General features: G+C 40.5%; 19 protein-coding genes. All 19 read left to right on the top strand.

What is annotated here, in order from left to right; translation table 11 throughout:
- Positions 1-4: 4 nt before the first annotated feature.
- Complete coding sequence (gene upp / locus D8862_RS08465) at positions 5-634, top strand: uracil phosphoribosyltransferase (protein ID WP_025169005.1); 630 nt, start codon at positions 5-7, stop codon at positions 632-634.
- Positions 635-812: 178 nt separating this feature from the next.
- A complete protein-coding gene (gene clpP, locus D8862_RS08460) occupies positions 813-1,403 on the top strand; it encodes an ATP-dependent Clp protease proteolytic subunit ClpP (RefSeq protein WP_000613467.1) in 591 nt (196 codons plus the stop codon).
- A gap of 78 nt (positions 1,404-1,481) precedes the next feature.
- Positions 1,482-1,751 (top strand): YlbG family protein, encoded by a 270-nt coding sequence (locus tag D8862_RS08450; RefSeq protein ID WP_000462107.1) that lies wholly within the window; start codon positions 1,482-1,484, stop codon positions 1,749-1,751.
- Between the two features lie 87 nt (positions 1,752-1,838).
- Positions 1,839-2,999, top strand: a complete 1,161-nt coding sequence (locus D8862_RS08445; RefSeq protein WP_000726138.1) for an ABC transporter substrate-binding protein — start codon at positions 1,839-1,841, stop codon at positions 2,997-2,999.
- 118 nt (positions 3,000-3,117) lie between these two features.
- Positions 3,118-3,987 (top strand): branched-chain amino acid ABC transporter permease, encoded by an 870-nt coding sequence (locus D8862_RS08440; RefSeq protein WP_125449948.1) that lies wholly within the window; start codon positions 3,118-3,120, stop codon positions 3,985-3,987.
- Positions 3,988-3,990: 3 nt separating this feature from the next.
- Positions 3,991-4,947, top strand: coding sequence for a branched-chain amino acid ABC transporter permease (locus tag D8862_RS08435; RefSeq protein ID WP_000856265.1), 957 nt, complete (start codon positions 3,991-3,993; stop codon positions 4,945-4,947).
- Entirely contained in the window at positions 4,947-5,711 is a 765-nt protein-coding gene (locus D8862_RS08430; RefSeq protein WP_001186011.1) for an ABC transporter ATP-binding protein, read from the top strand. The genes D8862_RS08435 and D8862_RS08430 overlap by 1 nt, the downstream gene beginning before the upstream one ends.
- Positions 5,711-6,421 carry an ABC transporter ATP-binding protein gene (locus D8862_RS08425; protein ID WP_125449946.1) on the top strand — a complete coding sequence of 237 codons (711 nt, stop codon included), beginning with the start codon at positions 5,711-5,713 and terminating at the stop codon, positions 6,419-6,421. Before D8862_RS08430 ends, D8862_RS08425 begins: the two co-directional genes overlap by 1 nt.
- Positions 6,422-6,723: 302 nt before the next feature.
- Positions 6,724-8,502 (top strand): phosphotransferase, encoded by a 1,779-nt coding sequence (locus tag D8862_RS08420; protein WP_125449944.1) that lies wholly within the window; start codon positions 6,724-6,726, stop codon positions 8,500-8,502.
- 1 nt (position 8,503) lies between these two features.
- Positions 8,504-8,689, top strand: a complete 186-nt coding sequence (locus D8862_RS08415; RefSeq protein WP_000805405.1) for a hypothetical protein — start codon at positions 8,504-8,506, stop codon at positions 8,687-8,689.
- A gap of 1 nt (position 8,690) precedes the next feature.
- Positions 8,691-10,118, top strand: a complete 1,428-nt coding sequence (locus tag D8862_RS08410) for a cytosine permease (RefSeq protein WP_061416441.1) — start codon at positions 8,691-8,693, stop codon at positions 10,116-10,118.
- A 132-nt stretch (positions 10,119-10,250) separates the two neighbouring features.
- Positions 10,251-11,678, top strand: a complete 1,428-nt coding sequence (locus tag D8862_RS08405; RefSeq protein ID WP_125449942.1) for a cytosine permease — start codon at positions 10,251-10,253, stop codon at positions 11,676-11,678.
- A 132-nt stretch (positions 11,679-11,810) separates the two neighbouring features.
- The gene (locus tag D8862_RS08400; protein ID WP_000268641.1) at positions 11,811-12,467 is read left to right on the top strand and encodes a CBS domain-containing protein; all 657 of its coding nucleotides are present in this window, start codon (positions 11,811-11,813) and stop codon (positions 12,465-12,467) included.
- Between the two features lie 110 nt (positions 12,468-12,577).
- A protein-coding gene (prfB, locus tag D8862_RS08390; RefSeq protein WP_125449940.1) for a peptide chain release factor 2 occupies positions 12,578-13,673 on the top strand; the annotation gives its coding sequence in 2 pieces (ribosomal slippage) (positions 12,578-12,649 and positions 12,651-13,673; 1,095 coding nt in all).
- A gap of 18 nt (positions 13,674-13,691) precedes the next feature.
- The gene (gene ftsE, locus D8862_RS08385) at positions 13,692-14,384 is read left to right on the top strand and encodes a cell division ATP-binding protein FtsE (RefSeq protein WP_000022257.1); all 693 of its coding nucleotides are present in this window, start codon (positions 13,692-13,694) and stop codon (positions 14,382-14,384) included.
- A complete protein-coding gene (ftsX, locus tag D8862_RS08380; RefSeq protein WP_125449938.1) occupies positions 14,377-15,303 on the top strand; it encodes a permease-like cell division protein FtsX in 927 nt (308 codons plus the stop codon). The genes ftsE and ftsX overlap by 8 nt, the downstream gene beginning before the upstream one ends.
- 228 nt (positions 15,304-15,531) lie before the next feature.
- Positions 15,532-17,718 (top strand): PTS transporter subunit IIBC, encoded by a 2,187-nt coding sequence (locus D8862_RS08375; protein ID WP_125449936.1) that lies wholly within the window; start codon positions 15,532-15,534, stop codon positions 17,716-17,718.
- A gap of 51 nt (positions 17,719-17,769) precedes the next feature.
- Positions 17,770-18,585, top strand: a complete 816-nt coding sequence (locus D8862_RS08370) for an endonuclease/exonuclease/phosphatase family protein (protein ID WP_125449934.1) — start codon at positions 17,770-17,772, stop codon at positions 18,583-18,585.
- A gap of 204 nt (positions 18,586-18,789) precedes the next feature.
- A partial coding sequence (locus D8862_RS08365) for an SHIRT domain-containing protein (protein WP_125449932.1) occupies positions 18,790-22,722 on the top strand: 3,933 nt, incomplete at its 3' end.

The following is a 22,722-nucleotide window of genomic DNA, read 5'->3' as shown; positions in this document are numbered from 1 at the left end:
GAAAATGGGAAAAATTGAAGTCATTAATCATCCACTCATTCAACACAAATTGTCAATCTTGCGTCGTACAGATACTTCTACAAAAGCTTTTCGTGAACTAGTAGACGAGATTGCAATGTTGATGGGATATGAAGTACTTCGTGATCTTCCACTTGAAGACGTGGAAATCGAAACACCTATCACAAAGACCGTTCAAAAACAATTGGCTGGGAAAAAATTGGCGATTGTCCCAATCTTGCGTGCAGGTATCGGGATGGTAGATGGCCTCTTGAGCTTGGTTCCAGCAGCCAAAGTTGGTCACATCGGTATGTACCGTGATGAAGAAACCCTTCAACCAGTTGAATACTTGGTGAAATTGCCTGAGGATATTGACCAACGTCAAATCTTTGTAGTGGATCCAATGTTGGCAACAGGTGGCTCAGCAATCTTGGCTGTTGACTCGCTTAAAAAACGTGGCGCATCAAACATCAAGTTTGTCTGTCTGGTAGCTGCTCCAGAAGGAGTGAAAGCTCTTCAAGCAGCTCACCCAGATGTCGAAATCTTTACAGCAGCTCTGGACGAACACTTGAATGAACATGGCTATATTGTTCCAGGTCTCGGAGATGCTGGAGACCGCTTGTTCGGTACGAAATAAGACTCAGATAGAGTCTGAAAGATGAAATTGGAGGATGTTTCTAATTTCGCGAGTAGGTTGAATTTTTGATTCTGTCGATAGTATAGAGCAAAAATTTGACCTTTTTTGACCAAAAAGATATAATAGTTCTGTATTGAGTCGCATGACTAAGAAAATTCAACATTAAAAGGAGAAATGAATGATTCCTGTAGTTATTGAACAAACAAGCCGTGGAGAACGTTCCTATGACATTTACTCTCGTCTTCTGAAAGACCGCATCATCATGCTAACTGGGCCAGTCGAAGATAATATGGCCAACTCCGTTATTGCCCAGTTGCTCTTCCTGGATGCCCAAGACAGCACAAAAGATATTTACCTTTATGTCAACACACCTGGAGGTTCTGTTTCAGCTGGTTTGGCAATCGTTGATACCATGAACTTTATCAAGGCAGATGTTCAAACTATCGTTATGGGAATGGCTGCATCCATGGGGACTGTCATTGCATCAAGTGGCGCAAAAGGCAAACGTTTCATGCTTCCAAATGCGGAGTACATGATTCACCAACCAATGGGTGGTACAGGTGGTGGTACCCAACAAACAGATATGGCAATCGCTGCAGAACACTTGCTCAAAACTCGTAAGACTTTGGAGCAAATCCTTGCAGATAACTCTGGTAAATCAGTCGAGCAAATTCATGCAGATGCAGAACGTGATTACTGGATGAGCGCCCAAGAAACGCTCGAATATGGCTTCATTGATGAAATCATGGCTAACAATTCTTTGAGCTAAGCAACCTAGAAAGCAAACTCGACGGAGTTTGCTTTTTTTGGTATAATAGGGGAAGATTTCTTAGAAAGAGGATCCCTCATGTTTGAAAAAACAAATCGATCAGGATTAATCATCTATCTTTACTATAATCGAGATGCAAAAAAACTTCAGGAATACGGTGATATCTGTTACCATTCCAAAAAACATCGTTACTTGCAGCTCTATGTTCCAACTGAGGAGCTAGATGACTTAGTTGAGAGATTAGGTAAGGAAAGATTTATCAAAAAAATAAGACGTTGCCACATTCAAGAGTTAGAAACTCCCTTTGTTGGCAATCTCTATCGCACTGAGGAAAACGTTATCATTTAAAAAATGAGATAAATGTGTTGACAATTTTCTGATAATTCGGTATATTCTTAACATACTATTTTTGAAACAACTATAAGGAGATTAAAAATGAAGAAAAAATTTGCCCTATCTTTTGTGGCTCTTGCTAGCGTAGCTCTTCTCGCTGCTTGTGGAGAGGTCAAGTCAGGAGCGTCAAATACAACTGGTAACCCAGTAGACGAAAAGACTATCAAAATCGGTTTTAACTTTGAAGAAACAGGTGCTGTAGCTGCCTATGGTACTTCTGAACAAAAAGGTGCTCAACTTGCTGTTGATGAAATCAATGCTGCAGGTGGTATCGATGGAAAACAAATCGAAGTTGTGGATAAAGATAACAAATCTGAAACTGCTGAGGCTGCCTCTGTTACAACTAACCTAGTTACCCAATCAAAAGTTACAGCTATCGTAGGACCTGCGACATCTGGTGCAACTGCTGCAGCTGTAGCCAACGCTACTCAAGCAGGAGTGCCATTGATCTCACCAAGTGCGACTCAAGATGGATTGACCAAAGGTCAAGAATATCTATTTATCGGAACATTCCAAGATAGCTTCCAAGGGAAGATTATTTCTAACTATGTGACAAACAAATTGAACGCTAAGAAGGTTGTTCTTTATACGGACAATGCTAGTGACTATGCTAAAGGTATTGCTAAATCTTTCCGCGAAGCCTACAAGGGTGAGATTGTAGCAGATGAAACGTTTGTGGCAGGTGATACAGACTTCCAAGCTGCCCTTACTAAAATGAAAGGGAAAGAGTTTGACGCTATCGTTGTTCCAGGTTACTACACAGAAGCAGGTAAAATCGTAAACCAAGCACGTGGTATGGGAATTGATAAACCAATCGTTGGTGGTGACGGCTTTAACGGTGAAGAATTTGTTCAACAAGCAACTGCTGAAAGAGCATCAAACATTTACTTCATCTCAGGATTCTCAACTACAGTTGATGTTTCTGCAAAAGCTAAAGCTTTCCTTGAAGCCTACCGTGCTAAATACAATGAAGAACCTTCAACATTCTCAGCTTTGGCCTATGACTCAGTTTACCTAGTAGCTAATGCTGCAAAAGGTGCTAAAAACTCAGGTGAAATCAAGGACAACCTTGCTAAAACCAAAGACTTTGATGGTGTGACTGGTCAAACGAGCTTTGATGCAGATCACAACACAGTGAAAACTGCTTACATGATGACCATGAATAATGGTAAAGTGGAAGCAGCAGAAGTTGTAAAACCATAACATTAGAATAGTAGCTGAAATAGGGAATGAGCCTTTGACTCACTCCCTGTTTCGGTGTTTATGAACTTGTGAAAATTGAGAAATTTTCTAAAAATAACGATAGAAAAGAGTGAATGCTATGCTCCAACAACTTGTGAATGGTTTAATTCTGGGTAGTGTTTATGCACTTTTGGCCCTGGGTTATACCATGGTTTATGGAATTATCAAACTCATCAACTTCGCCCACGGTGATATTTATATGATGGGAGCCTTTATTGGTTACTTTTTGATTAATTCTTTCCAAATGGATTTCTTTTTAGCTTTGATTATTTCAATGGTAGGAACCGCACTGCTTGGTGTTGTGATTGAATTTCTTGCCTACCGTCCTTTGCGACACTCTACACGTATTGCTGTATTGATTACTGCCATCGGAGTGTCTTTCCTACTGGAATACGGGATGGTTTACTTGGTCGGTGCCAATACTCGCGCCTTTCCTCAAGCCATTCAAACAGTTCGCTATGATTTGGGGCCAATCAGCTTGACAAACGTCCAGTTAATGATTTTAGTAGTTTCCTTACTCTTGATGATTTTATTGCAAGTGATTGTTCAAAAAACAAAAATGGGGAAAGCCATGCGTGCGGTATCAGTTGATAGTGATGCAGCTCAATTGATGGGAATTAATGTAAATCGTACAATCAGCTTTACCTTTGCTTTGGGTTCAGCCCTTGCTGGTGCAGCAGGTGTCCTCATTGCCCTTTACTACAACTCTCTTGAACCTTTGATGGGCGTGACTCCAGGTCTAAAATCATTCGTTGCGGCCGTTCTTGGTGGTATCGGGATTATTCCTGGTGCAGCTCTAGGGGGATTTGTGATTGGTTTGTTGGAAACATTTGCAACTGCCTTTGGTATGTCTGATTTCCGTGATGCCATCGTTTATGGAATCTTGCTTTTGATTCTGATTGTTCGTCCTGCAGGTATCCTTGGTAAGAATGTGAAAGAGAAGGTGTAAACAATGAAGACAAATCTTAAAGTAAATATTCTCTGGTTATTCCTTCTGTTAGCGGGTTATGGATTGGTTAGCGTATTGGTTTCTGCTGGTGTTCTCAATCTATTCCATATCCAAATTTTAGAACAAATTGGGATTAATATCATCCTTGCAGTAGGTTTGAACCTAATCGTTGGTTTTTCAGGACAATTCTCACTCGGTCATGCAGGTTTTATGGCGATTGGGGCTTATGCAGCAGCGATTATTGGCTCAAAATCACCAACCTATGGTGCCTTCTTTGGAGCAATGGTCTTGGGTGCCTTGATTTCTGGTGCAGTCGCTTTGCTCGTTGGGATTCCAACACTCCGTTTGAAGGGTGACTACCTGGCTGTTGCGACACTAGGTGTTTCAGAAATCATCCGTATCTTTATCATTAATGGTGGAAGTTTGACCAACGGTGCCGCTGGTATCTTGGGTATTCCAAACTTTACCAACTGGCAAATGGTTTATCTATTTGTGGTGATCACAACTATTGCAACTCTCAACTTCTTACGCAGTCCAATCGGACGCTCTACTCTATCTGTTCGTGAGGATGAGATTGCTGCGGAGTCCGTTGGGGTAAACACTACAAAGATCAAGATTATCGCTTTTGTCTTTGGTGCCATTACAGCAAGTATTGCTGGTTCACTTCAGGCTGGTTTTATCGGATCTGTTGTGCCAAAAGATTACACCTTTATTAATTCCATCAATGTGTTGATTATCGTTGTATTTGGTGGACTTGGATCTATTACTGGTACCATCGTTTCAGCGATTGTTTTAGGAATTTTAAATATGCTCCTTCAAGATGTAGCTAGCGTACGTATGATCATCTACGCTTTGGCTCTTGTATTGGTGATGATCTTCAGACCAGGTGGACTTCTTGGGACATGGGAATTAAGTCTATCACGTTTCTTTAAAAAATCTAAGAAGGAGGGACAAAACTAATGGCATTACTTGAAGTTAAACAGTTAACCAAACATTTTGGCGGTCTAACAGCTGTTGGAGATGTCACTCTTGAATTGAACGAGGGAGAATTGGTTGGTCTGATTGGACCAAACGGGGCAGGTAAAACAACCCTTTTCAATCTCTTGACGGGTGTTTATGAACCAAGTGAAGGTACGGTGACACTAGATGGTCACCTTCTAAATGGGAAAACTCCCTACAAGATTGCTTCACTTGGACTCAGTCGTACTTTCCAAAATATTCGTTTGTTCAAGGATCTGACAGTTTTAGACAATGTTCTCATCGCTTTTGGAAACCATCATAAACAACATGTCCTTGCGAGCTTTCTACGCCTACCAGCTTTTTATAAGAATGAGGAAGAATTAAAAAGCAAAGCGTTGGACTTGCTGAAGATTTTTGATTTGGATGGTGACGCAGATACTCTTGCTAAAAATCTGGCCTATGGTCAACAACGTCGATTAGAGATTGTTCGTGCTCTAGCAACTGAACCTAAAATTCTCTTTTTGGATGAACCTGCAGCTGGTATGAATCCACAAGAAACGGCTGAATTGACAGAATTGATCCGTCGTATCAAAGATGAATTTAAAATTACCATCATGCTTATCGAACATGATATGAATTTGGTTATGGAAGTCACTGAGCGTATCTATGTTCTTGAATATGGTCGGTTGATTGCTCATGGTACTCCGGATGAGATCAAGAACAACAAACGCGTTATCGAAGCTTATCTAGGAGGTGAAGCCTAATGTCTATGTTAAAAGTTGAAAACCTCTCTGTGCATTACGGTATGATCCAAGCAGTTCGTGATGTAAGTTTCGAGGTTAATGAAGGAGAAGTTGTTTCGCTTATCGGTGCCAATGGTGCTGGTAAAACAACTATTCTTCGTACCCTTTCAGGTTTGGTTCGTCCAAGTGCTGGTAAAATTCAATTTTTAGGAAAAGAAATTCAAAAGATGCCAGCGCAAAAAATCGTGGCAGGTGGCCTTTCACAAGTTCCTGAAGGACGCCATGTTTTTTCAGGATTGACTGTTATGGAAAACTTAGAAATGGGAGCCTTTTTAAAGAAAAATCGTGAAGAAAATCAAGCCAACTTGAAAAAAGTCTTTTCACGTTTCCCTCGTCTGGAAGAACGCAAAAACCAAGATGCGGCAACTCTTTCAGGTGGTGAACAGCAGATGCTGGCTATGGGACGCGCGCTCATGTCAACACCTAAGCTCCTTCTCTTGGATGAGCCGTCAATGGGACTTGCCCCGATCTTTATCCAAGAAATTTTTGATATCATCCAAGATATTCAGAATCAAGGAACAACGGTTCTCCTAATTGAACAGAACGCTAACAAGGCCCTTGCTATCTCTGACCGAGGTTATGTACTTGAAACAGGAAAGATTGTCCTATCAGGAACAGGAAAAGAACTCGTAGCATCAGATGAAGTCAGAAAAGCATACCTAGGTGGCTAAAACAATCCAGTGGATTGTTTTAGTCGGTGGATGAGAGTTGCGGAAGCAATTCCCCTATAGTCCGGGGGACCTTTTTAGTCGGCAGATAAGGATTACGTAAGTGTTCATCCGATCCATTGGATTGTTTTAGTTGGCATATGAATTTGAAGAGCTCCAATTTGGGGCTCTTTCTTCGTTTGGTCCCTATTTTGATGGACTTGATTTGAGCACCCGTTTTCTTAATATAGAATCTAACTTGACAAAAGTATGTGTTCATCATATAATGGAATAAATAAAAATATTGAACAAAAGAGGCTGAAGATATGCTATCAGAAAAACAATTTAAACTTTTACGTTTTTTGTTGACTCACAAAGACGAAAACTTTACGCAGAGACAATTGGCTGAACAGTTAGACATCTCTTTGGGGACGGTAAATAATCTTCTCAAGGAATGTAAAGAAGAAAAGTGGATCAGTGAGGAAAATCATTTAACTGACTTAGGTGAGGAGGCTTTAGCTCCGTATCAGGTGAAGAATGCCATTATCATGGCTGCAGGTATGAGTAGCCGCTTTGCTCCTCTGTCTTATGAGCTACCTAAAGGATTGCTTCAAGTTAAAGGTGAGCGTTTGATTGAGAGAGAAATCAAGCAGTTGCAAGAAGCTGGGATAGAGGATATTACAGTTATTGTAGGCTATCTGCAGGAAAAAATGTTCTATCTAGCAGAAAAATTTGGCGTTAAAATCGTTGTGAATAATGATTACTACAAGTACAACAACTGTTCTTCTCTCATGCTAGTCAGAGATCAACTTTCTAACACCTATATTTGCTCTTCGGATAATTATTTTGTAGAAAATCCGTTTGAACGATACATTTACAGGGGTTATTATTCGACTATATTTGCAGAAGGGGACACAGACGAATACTGCTCTAAGGAAGACTCCAATCACACGATTATCGATATTCAAATCGGTGGGACGAATACTTGGGCTATGGTGGGGCACGTTTATTTTGATCGTGCATTTAGTGAAAAGTTCGTAGATATTTTAGAAACTGAATTTAAGCATGAACCATATCGCGAACAGCTCTGGGAAGATTATTATAGTCGTCACGTCAAGGAGCTTCCTTTGGAAGCTCGGCATTATTCAGCAGATATTGTTAAGGAGTTTGATTCACTAGATGAGTTGCGTCAGTTTGATCAACACTATTTGGTGAATACTAATTCGGAAATCATTGATAATATCTGTAAGACATTAGGATGTGTAGCTTCAGATATTGTCAATATCAAACCCCTAAAAGACGGTTTAACAAACACTTCGTTTTCATTTGACTGCCTAGGGAAGAAATATGTTTACCGTCATCCGGGTAGAGGAACGGAGAATTATATCGATCGTGCTAGTGAAGCGGCTTCCATGGAAATTGCTGCAAAATTAAAGATTGACCGTACTTTTGTCGCCATGAACAAGGATGAGGGCTGGAAAATTTCAGAATTTATCCCTAATGCCAAGCAACTAGATTATGATAATTGGGATGATGTAGCAAAAGCAATGGAGCTCTTGAGATGCTTGCACCAATCTGGAGAAAAAACGGACCATTCTTTTGATCAATTTGAGGGAATTGATGATTTTAGACGAAAATTAAAGGCTAGCAATCGTTTTGAATTTGACGGGCTTGAAGAGTTGGATAAGAATGTCTCAGTTCTCGAGAAGCTTTTACAAGAAGATCAAGCGAAAAAGGTTCTCTGCCACGGAGATTCTTATAGCCCGAATTTCTTGTTGAATGAAGCTGGCGAAATGAGCTTGATTGATTGGGAATATTCTGGTATGGGAGATCCAGCAGGAGATTTAGGAACCTTTATCGGGTGTTCAAATTATACAGTAGAAGAAGCTGAAAAGGTACTTGAAATCTATCTACAAGAAGTTCCAGACAAGAAAACCAAACGTCACTATTTTGCCTATGTATCAGTGACTTCGTATTATTGGTTTTTGTGGGCCCTGTTCCAAGAAAGCGTTGGAAAACCAGTAGGTGAATTTCTTTATATCTGGTATCGTTATACCAAGCAGTATGGAAAACTTGCATTAGATTTATACTTAGAGGAGAATTGAGATGAAACCGACATCAGAAATTGAAGAATTAGTAGCAAATGAAACGAAAAGAAGGCTAGAAGAAATGGAATCACCAAACTATGTGTTTGCTCAGCCGTTTCTAAAAAGTGATTTTATTATAGTCATTGGCTTAGTTCTAATTAACCTTATTCTGATTATCCTAGCCATGACAGGAGGTATTCAATAAAATGTCCAAGATGAATGACTTTATTCAACAGGAGACCATAACGGGAATTGTTCCCATGACCAACAAGGATCGTCAGTATTCTTTCTGGGATCTCTTCCTGTCGACAAGTGGTTTTGCCATTGCAACTTGGTGTTATACCCAAGGAGCTTATGTGGCTCAATATTTGACCTTTAATCAAATGTTAATAAATATTTTTAGCTTTAACATTATCTGGGTCTTTATTGAGTGTCTCCCAATTCTGTTTGCGGTTAAATATGGAATTGATTTGTGGATTTGGTTGAGAGCTGTCCTAGGAAAAAAAGGGGTGGCCTTGCTATCAACCATTATTAGCTTGGCTAACTTTGGCTGGTACGCCGTTGCGGCTAATCTTTTTGCCAATTCTATGATCCATTTGGCAAACAATTTTGGTCTTGGTTTGGACAAGGGAGTATGGGCACCGATTCTAGGCACCCTCTGTGTTCTCCTTGGAACGCTGATTGCCCTTGGAGGTCCAGAAGTGATCAAATGGACCAATCGCTTCTTGGTTATCGCCTTGTTGATTGTCGGTCTGATTATAGTTGGAATCTGTTTTGTAGCTGTGCCTATCACTGACATTATGAACATTCAACCAGCTACCCAAGGAGATTTGACGCCCTTGGAACGCTTCATGCTCTCTGGGGAAGGAAATGTTGCTTTTGCCTTCTCTTGGTCTACACAAGCATTGGTTTTACCGCGTTTGGCAAAATCAGAACGCAGTGGTTATTGGGCTACAGCCTTATCATACGGGGTTGTCGCTCCATTCTTCGTTGCGACAGGTGGAGTCATGGCTCTAGCCATGTTTGTCAAAACAGGTGTTTATGAAAGTGATCCAACAACCATGCTATCAACTCTAAGCACCCCAGCCTTTGCTCTTTTAAGTCTACTACTAGTAGCCTTTGCCAATATTGGAACCCAGGGTACAGGATCGTACGTGAACTGTATGATTGTCAAAAGCGGGATGCCAAAAGTAAGCTATAAACTAATGGTTTGGATTGCTATGATTTATGTAAGCCTACTCACCATCTGGGGAGGGGTAGAAGAGTACTTCGGTTCCTTCATCTCACTAGCCGCTTATATTCAGGGACCAATTATTGGTATGATCGTTGTTGACTACTTTATCTTAAGAAAACGAAAACTTGATTTGCGTTCAGCTTATTTCCTTGAAGGACACGATGCTTACGAGTTTACCAAAGGATTTAACTTGGTTGGCTTGTCTTGCGTATTTATCTCCTTGTTGGTTGCAGTACTATTTGTTTATAACCCTGTAACAGCACAGATTCAAAGCCCAATCTTTTTAATCACAACGGGTAGTGGCTTTACTGCGATTTTTGGAGGTTTATTGTACTGGTTAGCTAGCTTAACTCCGTTAAAACGCTATATGATCAAGGATCGGGACTCTGTTACGATTTAAGGATAAATGAAAACCTTAATCTATATCTATTCGCTTCCTCTTTTTTGAAAGTTAATTTTACATTAGTAATTGGCATGATTCTAGTCAATCATGCTCTGATTATTTTAGCCATGACAGGAGATATTCAATAAAATGTCCAAGATGAATGACTTTATTCAACAGGAGACGATAACGGGAATCGTTCCTATGACCAACAAGGATCGTCAGTATTCTTTCTGGGATCTCTTCTTATCGACAAGTGGTTTTGCCATTGCAACTTGGTGTTATACTCAAGGAGCCTATGTGGCTCAATATTTGACCTTTAATCAAATGTTGATTAATATTTTTAGTTTCAACATTATCTGGGTTTTTATCGAATGTCTCCCAATCTTGTTTGCGGTTAAATATGGAATTGATTTATGGATTTGGTTGAGAGCCGTTCTAGGTAGAAAAGGGGTGGCTATTCTATCAACCGTGATTAGTCTGGCAAATTTTGGTTGGTATGCCGTTACCGCCAATCTTTTTGCCAGCTCCATGATTCATTTGGCAAATAATTTTGGACTTGGTTTAGACAAGGGAGTATGGGCACCGATTCTAGGCACCCTCTGTGTTCTCCTTGGAACGCTGATTGCTCTTGGAGGTCCAGAGGTGATTAAAGGTACTAATCGCTTTCTGGTGGTAGCCTTGTTATTGGTCGGGCTAATCATTGTTGGAATCTGTTTTGTTGCGGTTCCTATAACTGATATTATGAATGTCCAGCCTGCCATCCAAGAAAATTTGACACCGATTGAACGTTTTATGATGTCAGGGGAAGGAAATGTGGCTGTAGCCTTTTCTTGGTCTACACAAGCCTTTGTCTTGCCACGTTTGGCAAAATCAGAACGTAGTGGCTATTGGGCTACAGCCTTGTCATACGGGGTTGTTGCGCCATTCTTTGCTGCGACAGGTGGAGTGATGGCTCTAGCCATGTTTGTCAAAACAGGTGTCTATGAAAGTGATCCAACGACGATGCTTTCAACGTTGAGCACTCCTGCCTTTGCCCTTTTAAGTTTACTACTGGTAGCTTTTGCTAATATTGGAACCCAGGGGACAGGATCGTACGTGAACTGTATGATTGTAAAAAGCGGGATGCCCAAAGTGAGCTATAAACTAATGGTTTGGATTGCGATGGTTTATGTGAGCCTACTTACGATTTGGGGAGGAGTGGATGAATACTTCGGTTCCTTCATCTCGCTGGCTGCCTATATTCAAGGCCCCATTATCGGAATGATCGTCGTAGACTACTTTATCTTAAGAAAACGAAAACTTGATTTGCATTCAGCCTATTTCCTTGAAGGACATGACGCCTATGAGTTTACAAATGGCTTTAACCTGGTGGGATTATCTTGTGTAATCATTTCCTTGTTAGTTGCGGTACTATTTGTTTACAACCCTATAACAAAGCATATCCAGAGTCCTATGTTCCTGCTCACAACTGGTAGTGGCTTTACTGCGATCTTTGGTGGTCTATTGTACTGGCTAGCTAGCTTAACTTCTTTAAAACGCTATATGATTAAGGATAGAGATTCCGTTACGATTTAAGTTTAAGAGAGAAGGCTATTTCTCTCTTTTTTGTGATTGAATGTTACAAAATCTTGAAAAAGAGATGAAAGCGTTTGATAGTTTTTGTAAGAAAGTGTATAATTATAGTAGCAATAAAGAAGGAGAAGTCTCATGGCAGTTAAAGATTTTATGACCCGCAAGGTAGTTTATATCAGTCCAGATACGACTGTAGCACATGCAGCAGATTTGATGCGCGAGCAAGGTTTGCACCGTTTACCTGTTATCGAAAATGATCAATTGGTTGGTCTTGTAACAGAAGGAACTATTGCTGAAGCCAGTCCATCTAAAGCAACCAGCCTCTCTATCTATGAGATGAATTATCTTCTCAATAAGACCAAAGTCAAAGACGTCATGATTCGGGATGTTATCACAGTGTCAGGTTATGCAAGTCTAGAGGATGCGACTTATCTTATGCTGAAAAATAAAATCGGTATTCTTCCAGTTGTGGACAATCAACAGGTTTATGGTGTGATTACAGATCGTGATGTTTTTCAAGCCTTTCTAGAAATCGCTGGCTACGGCGAGGAAGGAATTCGTGTTCGGTTTATTACGGAAAATGAAGTCGGGGTTTTGGGCAAGATTGTGACCTTGATTGTAGAAGAAAATCTGAATATTTCACACACAGTCAATATTCCTCGCAAGGATGGTAAGGTCGTGATTGAAGTTCAAATTGATGGGACGATTGATTTAACCTTCCTGAAGGAGAAATTTGAAGCGCAAGGTATCCAAGTAGAGGAGATTGCTCGAACCTCTGCTAAAAAGTTATAAAATGGAGGGTGAAAGCCCTCTTTTTTGTATACAATTTGAAATAACAAGTAAAATATGGAAAGAAATGAGAGAATGTGGTATAATGAAACAATGTGAATAAAGGAGTATTTATGGACATTTCAGAAATTCGTCAAAAAATTGACGCAAATCGTGAAAAATTAGCTTCTTTCAGGGGGTCTCTTTGACCTCGAAGGACTAGAGGAAGAGATTGCCATCTTGGAAAACAAGATGACGGAACCTGATTTTTGGAACGATAATATCGCGGCCCAAAAAACGTCGCAAGAATTAAATGAATTAAAAAATACCTACAACACCTTCCGCAAGATGGAGGAGTTGCAGGATGAAGTTGAAATTTTATTGGACTTTTTAGTAGAAGACGAGTCTGTACGTGATGAACTGGTTGAACAGTTGACAGAACTGGATAAGATGATGACCAGCTACGAAATGACGCTTCTCTTGTCAGAACCTTATGACCATAATAATGCAATCTTGGAGATTCATCCAGGATCTGGTGGTACTGAGGCTCAAGACTGGGGTGATATGTTGCTCCGTATGTATACTCGTTATGGAAATGCCAAAGGTTTTAAAGTAGAAGTCTTGGATTACCAAGCTGGTGATGAAGCGGGCATCAAGTCTGTGACCTTGTCTTTTGAAGGTCCAAATGCCTACGGTCTTCTCAAGTCAGAAATGGGTGTTCACCGTTTAGTCCGTATTTCGCCATTTGACTCTGCCAAACGTCGCCATACTTCATTTACCTCCGTGGAAGTCATGCCCGAGTTGGATGATACCATCGAAGTGGAGATTCGTGAAGATGATATCAAAATGGACACCTTCCGTTCAGGTGGTGCTGGTGGACAAAACGTCAATAAAGTTTCAACAGGTGTGCGTTTGACACACATTCCTACGGGAACTGTCGTCCAATCAACGGTCGATCGTACCCAGTATGGAAATAGAGATCGTGCTATGAAGATGTTGCAAGCCAAGCTCTATCAAATGGAGCAAGAAAAGAAAGCTGCAGAAGTCGATTCCCTTAAAGGTGAGAAAAAAGAAATCACTTGGGGAAGTCAGATTCGTTCTTATGTCTTCACACCTTATACCATGGTAAAAGATCACCGTACGAGCTTTGAAGTCGCTCAGGTAGATAAGGTCATGGATGGAGATCTTGATGGTTTCATCGATGCTTATCTTAAGTGGCGAATCAGCTAAGAATAGAAAGGAACTCACATGTCAATCATTGAAATGCGAGATGTTGTCAAAAAATACGATAACGGAACGACTGCTCTTCGTGGAGTCTCTCTTAGTATTGAACCAGGAGAATTTGCCTATATCGTTGGGCCTTCTGGAGCAGGGAAGTCAACCTTTATTCGAGCTTTATATCGAGAAGTAAAGATTGAAAAAGGGAGCCTAACAGTTGCAGGCTTTAATTTGGTTAAAATCAAGAAGAAAGATATCCCTCTACTCCGTCGCAGTGTTGGGGTAGTCTTCCAAGATTACAAACTCTTGCCAAAGAAAACTGTTTATGAAAATATTGCTTACGCAATGGAAGTAATCGGTGAGAACCGTCGCAATATTAAGAAACGGGTTATGGAAGTCTTGGACTTGGTCGGTTTGAAACACAAGGTTCGTTCTTTCCCTAACGAACTCTCAGGTGGAGAGCAGCAACGGATTGCGATTGCTCGTGCGATTGTGAACAATCCTAAGGTCTTGATTGCCGATGAGCCGACAGGAAACTTGGACCCAGATAATTCTTGGGAAATTATGAATCTGTTGGAACGCATCAATCTCCAAGGTACGACTGTCTTGATGGCGACCCACAATAGCCAGATTGTAAATACCTTGCGCCACCGTGTCATTGCCATTGAAAATGGCCGTGTCGTTCGTGACGAAGCTAAAGGAGAATATGGATACGATGATTAGTAGATTTTTTCGCCATTTATTTGAATCATTAAAAAGTTTAAAACGAAATGGCTGGATGACAGTAGCAGCAGTGAGTTCGGTCATGATTACTTTGACTCTAGTTGCCCTGTTTGCATCCGTAATTTTTAATACAGCGAAACTGGCTACCGATATTGAAAACAACGTTCGTGTCATGGTTTACATTCGTAAGGATGTGGCGGATAATAGTGAAACGATTGAAAAAGAAGGTCAGACAGTTACCAATAATGACTATCACAAGGTTTATGATGCCTTAAAAGCCATGCAAGGTGTTAAGAATGTCACTTTTTCAAGCAAGGAAGAGCAGTATCAAAAATTGACTGAAACGATGGGAGACGATTGGAAGGTCTTTGAAGGAGACGCTAATCCACTCTATGATGCCTATATCGTTGATACCAATACTCCGAGTGATGTTAAAACGGTAGCTGAAGAAGCTAAGAAAATTGAGGGAGTATCAGAAGTTCAAGATGGTGGAGCCAACACTCAACGACTTTTCGAACTGGCTTCCTTTATCCGTGTTTGGGGATTGGTTATTGCAGGGCTCTTGATTTTTATCGCAGTCTTCCTCATTTCCAATACCATCCGTATTACCATTATTTCTCGGAGCCGTGAAATTCAAATCATGCGTCTAGTAGGAGCTAAAAATGGCTATATTCGTGGTCCATTCTTGCTAGAAGGTGCCTTTATCGGCTTACTAGGTGCAGCGATTCCTTCAGTCCTTGTATTCTTTGTTTACAATATGGTTTATCAATCTGTCAATAAATCCTTGGTGGGGCAAAACTTGTCAATGATTACACCAGATGTGTTTATCCCTTTGATGACAGTCCTATTGTTTGTGATTGGTATTTTCATTGGGGCAATCGGATCAGGCATTTCTATGCGTCGATTCTTGAAGATCTAGTTGGATATAAATGCAACTTACAGACCAAATTAGAAATAATACAATTTTAAAAGAGAAGTTTTCTTGAGCTTCTCTTTTTTCTTTTAGCACTTGTATAAAAATTTAAGAAAAACGGAAATTTTTTTTATAAAAGCCTTTACAAAAAAAAATAAAGTGGTATAATTAAATTATAAACAAGTGCAAACGTTTTCGTAAAACGTTTGCCTAAATAAAATAAAGGAGATTTGAATGATGAAAACTACATTCAAAAATGTCTTGTCTTTCGAGTTTTGGCAGAAATTCGGTAAGGCTTTGATGGTGGTTATCGCGGTTATGCCAGCCGCTGGATTGATGATTTCAATCGGTAAGTCACTTGCAATGATTGACCCAAACCTTGCTCCCCTAGTTATTACTGGTGGCGTACTAGAGCAAATTGGTTGGGGGGTTATCGGTAACCTTCATATTTTGTTTGCCCTCGCTATTGGAGGAAGCTGGGCTAAAGAGCGCGCTGGTGGTGCTTTCGCCGCTGGTCTTGCCTTCATCTTGATTAACCGTATCACTGGTACAATCTTTGGTGTGTCAGGAGATATGTTAAAAGATCCTAACGCCATGGTTTCAACACTATTTGGTGGATCAATCAAAGTTGCTGACTACTTTATCAGTGTTCTTGAAGCACCAGCCCTTAACATGGGTGTATTCGTAGGGATCATCTCAGGTTTTGTAGGGGCAACTGCCTTTAACAAATACTACAACTACCGTAAACTTCCAGACGCACTTTCATTCTTCAACGGGAAACGTTTTGTACCGTTTGTTGTTATTCTTCGTTCAGCAATCGCTGCAATTCTACTTGCTGCTTTCTGGCCAGTAGTTCAAACAGGTATCAATAGCTTTGGTATCTGGATTGCCAACTCACAAGAAACTGCGCCAGTTCTCGCACCATTCTTGTATGGTACTTTGGAACGTTTGCTCTTGCCATTTGGTCTTCACCATATGTTGACTATCCCAATGAACTACACAGCTCTTGGTGGTACTTATGACATTTTAACTGGTGCAGCTAAAGGTACTCAAGTATTTGGTCAAGACCCACTATGGCTTGCATGGGTAACAGACCTTGTTAACCTTAAAGGTACAGATGCAAGTCACTACCAACAATTGTTAGATACTGTTCACCCAGCTCGTTTCAAAGTTGGACAAATGATCGGTTCATTCGGTATCTTGATGGGTGTGATCGTGGCTATCTACCGTAATGTCGATGCTGATAAGAAACATCAATATAAAGGTATGATGATTGCGACAGCTCTTGCAACATTCTTGACAGGGGTTACTGAACCAATCGAGTATATGTTCATGTTCATCGCAACACCGCTTTACCTTGTTTATGCAGTAGTTCAAGGTGCTGCCTTTGCTATGGCAGATATTGTTCACCTTCGTGTCCACTCATTCGGTTCAATTGAATTCTTGACTCGTACACCACTAGCAATTAATGCTGGTATTGGTATGGATATCGTTAACTTTATCTGGGTAACTGTTCTCTTTGCTGTAATCATGTACTTTATCGCAAACTTCATGATTCAAAAATTCAACTATGCAACTCCAGGACGTAACGGAAACTATGAAACTGCTGAAGGAGCTTCAGAAGGAGCTGCTTCAGGTGAAACAAAAGTTGCAGCTGCTTCTCAAGCTGTAAACGTCATTAACCTTCTTGGTGGACGTGCAAACATCGTAGATGTAGATGCATGTATGACCCGTCTTCGTGTAACTGTTAAAGATGCAGATCGTGTTGGTACTGAGGAACAATGGAAAGCTGAAGGAGCTATGGGTCTTGTCATGAAAGGACAAGGCGTCCAAGCTATCTACGGACCAAAAGCTGACGTATTGAAATCTGATATCCAAGATATCCTTGACTCAGGTGAGGTTATTCCTGAAACTCTTCCAAGCCAAATGACGGAAGCTCAACAAAATACTGTACATTTCAAGGGTGTAACTGAGGAAGTTTACTCAGTAGCTGATGGTCAAGTCATTGCCTTGGAACAAGTGAAAGACCCAGTTTTTGCTCAAAAAATGATGGGTGACGGATTTGCGGTAGAACCAGCAAATGGAAATATCGTATCTCCAGTTACAGGTACTGTATCAAGTATCTTCCCTACAAAACATGCTCTTGGTCTTGTGACTGAAGCAGGTCTTGAAGTACTTGTTCACATTGGTTTGGATACTGTAAGCCTTGAAGGAAAACCATTCACAGTTCACGTTTCTGAAGGACAAAAGGTTGCTGCTGGTGATCTTCTTGTCACAGCTGACTTGGATGCTATCCGTGCAGCAGGTCGTGAAACTTCAACAGTGGTTGTCTTCACAAATGGAGATGTTCTCAAATCTGTTAAATTAGAACAAACTGGTTCTCTTGCAGCTAAAACAGCAGTTGCTAAAGTAGAATTGTAATATACTTGAGGTTGGAAGCTGTTTTCCAACCTCTTATTTTAGGAGAAAAGCATGAAATTTTTAACACTCAATACCCACAGTTGGATGGAGAAGGAAGCAGAGGAAAAATTCCAGCTCTTGCTCCAGGATATTCTTGAAAAAGACTATGATTTGATTTGTTTCCAAGAAATCAATCAAGAAATTACTTCTCCAGAAGTGGAGGTTGATCATCTTTATCAAGCTTTACCAGCGGCAGAACCCATTCATCAAGACCACTATGTGAGACTTTTGGTTGAAAAATTGTCTGAGAAAGGAAGAAGCTACTACTGGACTTGGGCTTACAATCATATCGGCTATGACCGCTACCATGAAGGTGTGGCAATCTTATCTAAAACGCCTATTCAAGCACGTGAGATTTTAGTTTCAGATGTGGATGATCCAACTGACTACCATACTCGCCGTGTCGCCTTGGCAGAAACAGAAGTTGAAGGGAAGGAGCTTGCTCTTGCAAGTGTCCATCTTTCTTGGTGGGATAAAGGTTTCCAGGAGGAATGGGCACGATTTGAGGCTGTGCTGAAAGATTTGAACAAACCTCTGATTTTAGCTGGTGATTTCAATAACCCAGCTGGTCAGGAAGGCTACCAAGCCATTCTAGCTAGTCCTCTAGAGTTACAAGATGCTTTTGAGGTCGCTAAAGAGAGAAGCGGTAGCTATACAGTTCCACCAGAAATTGATGGTTGGAAAGGCAATACCGAACCGCTTCGAATTGACTATGTCTTTACAACGAAAGAGTTAGAAGTAGAAAGCTTGCATGTAGTTTTTGATGGTCAGAATAGTCCACAAGTCAGCGATCACTATGGTTTGAATGCGGTATTAAATTGGAAATAAAAGCAAAAAATGAAAGGAAGAGATTCCTTTCATTTTTTTACAAAAATCTCTATAATTACTATTTTGGAGAAGGAGTTTTTTGTATATTTGTATATTATGAGGAAATATCCACAAATAAGTTTTTAAAAATTTACGGTCAAAAAAAATCGCTAATATTAACTATTTATGATAGAATGAAAATAATGAAATAAAAGGAGGACTGGAATGTTTTTTCAGGATAGAAAGATAAAATATTCAATCCGCAAATTGTCAGTTGCTACTGTGTCACTTGCGATTGGATTTTTGTTTGCGCCTGCGGTCATGGGGGCCGCTCAAGTAGCTCAAGCTGATGAGCTTACGGCTACTGAACAAGTGGAGAATAAGGCAGAGAATCAGGTCTCGGTGGGCTCTTCTGCAACAGAGCAAGCAGAATCCCAGAAAGAAAACCAAGTTGCTTTGAAATCTTCTGAATCTGCGGTAGCAGAGACAAGTGAAGCGACAGATTCGACTGCTTTTAAAAATGCTCAGCCAGCTACAGGCACAAGCCAGCCAGCTACAGGCACTGCCCAAGCAACTCCAGCAAATGCTAGTCTAAACAAGAGCACTTTGGAGAACTACCTCAAAGAGTTGCGCAGCAAGGACTTTTCAAGTAAGACAGACGATAGTCTAGAAATCTTGAATGGCGTGATGACAGCTGCTGATAGTGTGCTTCAAACTGCAACAAAGCAAGAAGAAATTGATAAAGTTTATCGCAATCTCGTGACCTTTGTCAATTCAGGTCTTCGTGATAAAAATCCGAAAGTCATCCCAGACAAGGATAAGACTCCTCGCTCAGCACTTTATTGGTTTGAAAGTGCTACACCAGGAAAAACGGTTCCATTTGGTCTGAACTACTTGAAGCCAGAAGACACAACAATCTACAAAAAGGGCGATAAAGTAAAAGCCATCCAGCCAACTGAAACAACTTATGTAGAGTATGATGGAAGTGGTAGATGGACCTTTAAGGGCTATGACCATGATAGTCAGGTGATTGACAAAGATGATGTTGTCTTCACAGGTAAGTGGGAATTTACGCCGACACCATATAAGGCTACCTATAGAGCGGTTAGTGGATCACCTGAAAAAACTTTGCCATCTTATGTTGCAAATTGGAGTCCAGAAGATAAAAGAAGATTTGCTGAGGGTGAAGTAGTAAAAGCACAAGAATTTCACTATGTTTTTTATACTTCAGAAGAATTTCCTAACCGAAAAGGCTATTGGGCTTTGACTGGCTTTGATGCTCCAAGTAAAGTGGCAAACAATGGCGATGTAGAGTTCGTAGGAACTTGGAAATACTTTGAGGATGTCACTGTATCCTACAAACCTATGAACCAGCACGATTTTGAGAATTTTTATCATTTACCAAGTAGTCCTAAGACCTCACGTGACGAATATAAATTACCTCTTCCTAAGGAGATAAAAGATCTAGAAAGTAAGCTATACGATTACAAGCTTTCTCTTAATCAGTTTGATAAACGTGATGAGCATTTACCTAAAAATATACTGGATACGGTAGCAGCTTTGCTTCGCTACGATGAAGCTCAAAATCTCTACAAACCCTTCTATGATGCGGAAAATGAAGGAAATTGGACCTTTGAGGAAGATGTAGTAGATTTAACCTTCAGTCGTGAACTAGAGCGGGCGGCTACATATGGGGAAATACCAAAAGTTACAATACCATTGGAGTTTGTATTTAAAGGGGTTCCTCGGAAACCGACTTACGAGTTTCTCAGTGGAACGGCTGGCAAAGCACTACCTGCTGAGATCAATAATCTGAAGCCGGTAGATATGCCTGAATGGGAGTATGCAAAGAGAAAGCAATACCCGAAAGGTGAGATGGTTGAGTCTGTTAGACCGACTCAAGAGTCCTACTATGATGCAGTTAACAAGGGTACCTGGACCTTTACAGGCTACGATTTTACTAAAAAACCAGTAAGTGAGTGGGATCATAAAGGATGGAACCTTAAGTTTACAGGTACTTGGACTTTTGTAGCGGATAAGTACTCAGAAAACTATGAATTTGTTAGCTCAGATCCTAGTCGATCTCTACCAGCTGCAGTTAAAGCCTTGACGCCAAGTAATACAAATACTTACGATAATGGTGAAACTGTATTTGCGGAATATCCACGTGAGACGACCTACATGGACTTTGATAACGAGGGTACTTGGAAATTTGATGGCTATGACGCTAATAGCAAGGTTGTTAATCAAGATAAAGTTCTCTTTACAGGTAAATGGTCTTTCGCACCACACAGAGATAAGACTGTTTCCTTTGACTTTGTCAGTGATACCCCAGGGAAGGCTATTCCAGATGATCTGAAGGCACAAATTCCAGCTCCTATCACGACATCTCCGAAAGATTATTCTGATAATGTTAGATATGTCATTGAAAGTTTCTATACATACACAGATGAAGATAATGATGGTACTTGGAAGTTTATTGCTCCTGAGAAGATAGAAAAACCATCTGATGATGAGAACTCTACTTACACTCTCCACTGGGTCTTTGAACCGACAAAACATAGTGTCTACTATGACTTCTATACAGATTCAAAAGATTCTTCTGGTAATTTAATCTACCCACCACATACTTTATATGATCTAATCACTTATGAAAGAGAATTTGTCAAGGGTGAAAAAGCTCGCGTTAAAATGCCATCTAAAACAAGATTTGAGGATCCTGATGGCAGAGGGACTTGGGTATTTGATGACTTCTATGAAGATGATAACACGACTATTTCCTCACGTGTGAAAACAGTAGGGACAGAAGATGTTCGCTTCAGAGGAAGATGGATTTTGGTTCCTACTGATCAGTCTGATACGATCTACAGAGTGGAGTATAAATTCACTAACTCGACTCCTGCGTATCCTCTTCCAAATAAGATTCGTGATATGCTTCCAGCTGGCACTGATTTCGTTGCACGAGCTGATGATTACAAAGATGCAAGCAAACTTGACACAACCACAGTAACTGTTCCGACAGGTACTTGGACTTTCCATGGTTTTGATACAGCGAAATATGGAAAAGCTATTGCAGGTACGAAAGTGAAGACCATCACAGGAGCTTGGAGCTTTACGCCGAATGGTATAGATTATCAGTTCCAATCAACCAATCCTGCTTTTGCACTACCAGATCATATCACCAAGTTGACTCCGAAAAATCCTTATGATTACAAGTTATATCCTAAGGAAATTCTGGCTGAACAACCAAGTGAAACGACTTATGTTGATACAGCGAATAAAGTGACTTGGACATTTGCAGGATACGATAAAGAAAAAATTGTTGTAGGAGAAGGCAGACAGACTTTCCTTGGAAGCTGGGTACCTACTCCAAATCCAGAATATGTATTCAAATCATCTAAAGCAGGTGTTCCATTGCCACAAAGTATTTTGGGAATGCTTCCAAATGATAAGGCTTCTTATAAGGTTGGTGACACCATTGTAGCCAAACAACCTGCTAAAGAATCAGTAGCTGAAGAAGAAAAAGACTATGTCTGGACCTTCAAAGGTTACGATCAGAAGAATGCGACCTATAATGGCAAGCGCGTGACATTTACGGGTATCTGGGAAGTAACGCCTAGACCGCATCATGTAAGCTATACTTTTGTAAGTGCTACGTCTGGTGTTAATTTGCCTGAATTTATCCAGAAGAAAGCACCGAAAGATAGCTCAAGCTATTACAACATGCAAAAAGTTGTACCAGAAGAGTTGACTAAAACGACTTACAAAGATGATATGAACGATGGTACCTGGACTTTCGTTGGTTATGATGCCAAAAGTAAGATTGTGAGAAAGGCTGATCTGACCTTCACAGGTAAGTGGTCATTTGTAGCTAACAAGTATCAAGCTACTTATCGCTTCGAGAGCGAGACAGCAGATAAAGCTCTTCCAGCAGCCATCGCAGCCTTGACCCCAAGCGACAGTGCAACATATGAAAATGGAAATACTGTTTCCGCTAAGCAACCATCTCAAATCACATACACAGATAGTGTGAACGACGGCACTTGGACCTTCAAGGGTTACAATGCAGCTAGTGCTGTAGTCAACAAGTCCAATGTAGAGTTTGTAGGAAAATGGGCCTTTAAAGCCAACAAGTATCAAGCTACTTATCGCTTCGAG

It is taken from the genome of Streptococcus oralis (assembly GCF_003942585.1).
GTDB lineage: Bacteria > Bacillota > Bacilli > Lactobacillales > Streptococcaceae > Streptococcus > Streptococcus oralis_BE.
The sequence above is the reverse complement of the archived record's forward strand: the minus strand, read 5'-3'. Positions and strand labels throughout refer to the sequence as shown.

Bases quoted from the DNA above. Each gene is read 5' to 3' on its own strand.
- D8862_RS08445 (WP_000726138.1), top strand. From the start codon at position 1,839: ATGAAGAAAAAATTTGCCCTATCTTTTGTGGCTCTTGCTAGCGTAGCT.
- D8862_RS08410 (WP_061416441.1), top strand. From the start codon at position 8,691: ATGTCCAAGATGAATGACTTTATTCAACAGGAGACCATAACGGGAATT.
- D8862_RS08375 (WP_125449936.1), top strand. From the start codon at position 15,532: ATGATGAAAACTACATTCAAAAATGTCTTGTCTTTCGAGTTTTGGCAG.
- ftsX (WP_125449938.1), top strand. From the start codon at position 14,377: ATGATTAGTAGATTTTTTCGCCATTTATTTGAATCATTAAAAAGTTTA.
- D8862_RS08430 (WP_001186011.1), top strand. From the start codon at position 4,947: ATGGCATTACTTGAAGTTAAACAGTTAACCAAACATTTTGGCGGTCTA.
- D8862_RS08370 (WP_125449934.1), top strand. From the start codon at position 17,770: ATGAAATTTTTAACACTCAATACCCACAGTTGGATGGAGAAGGAAGCA.
- D8862_RS08440 (WP_125449948.1), top strand. From the start codon at position 3,118: ATGCTCCAACAACTTGTGAATGGTTTAATTCTGGGTAGTGTTTATGCA.
- D8862_RS08450 (WP_000462107.1), top strand. From the start codon at position 1,482: ATGTTTGAAAAAACAAATCGATCAGGATTAATCATCTATCTTTACTAT.
- D8862_RS08405 (WP_125449942.1), top strand. From the start codon at position 10,251: ATGTCCAAGATGAATGACTTTATTCAACAGGAGACGATAACGGGAATC.
- D8862_RS08400 (WP_000268641.1), top strand. From the start codon at position 11,811: ATGGCAGTTAAAGATTTTATGACCCGCAAGGTAGTTTATATCAGTCCA.
- clpP (WP_000613467.1), top strand. From the start codon at position 813: ATGATTCCTGTAGTTATTGAACAAACAAGCCGTGGAGAACGTTCCTAT.
- D8862_RS08435 (WP_000856265.1), top strand. From the start codon at position 3,991: ATGAAGACAAATCTTAAAGTAAATATTCTCTGGTTATTCCTTCTGTTA.
- D8862_RS08420 (WP_125449944.1), top strand. From the start codon at position 6,724: ATGCTATCAGAAAAACAATTTAAACTTTTACGTTTTTTGTTGACTCAC.
- D8862_RS08425 (WP_125449946.1), top strand. From the start codon at position 5,711: ATGTCTATGTTAAAAGTTGAAAACCTCTCTGTGCATTACGGTATGATC.
- upp (WP_025169005.1), top strand. From the start codon at position 5: ATGGGAAAAATTGAAGTCATTAATCATCCACTCATTCAACACAAATTG.
- D8862_RS08415 (WP_000805405.1), top strand. From the start codon at position 8,504: ATGAAACCGACATCAGAAATTGAAGAATTAGTAGCAAATGAAACGAAA.
- ftsE (WP_000022257.1), top strand. From the start codon at position 13,692: ATGTCAATCATTGAAATGCGAGATGTTGTCAAAAAATACGATAACGGA.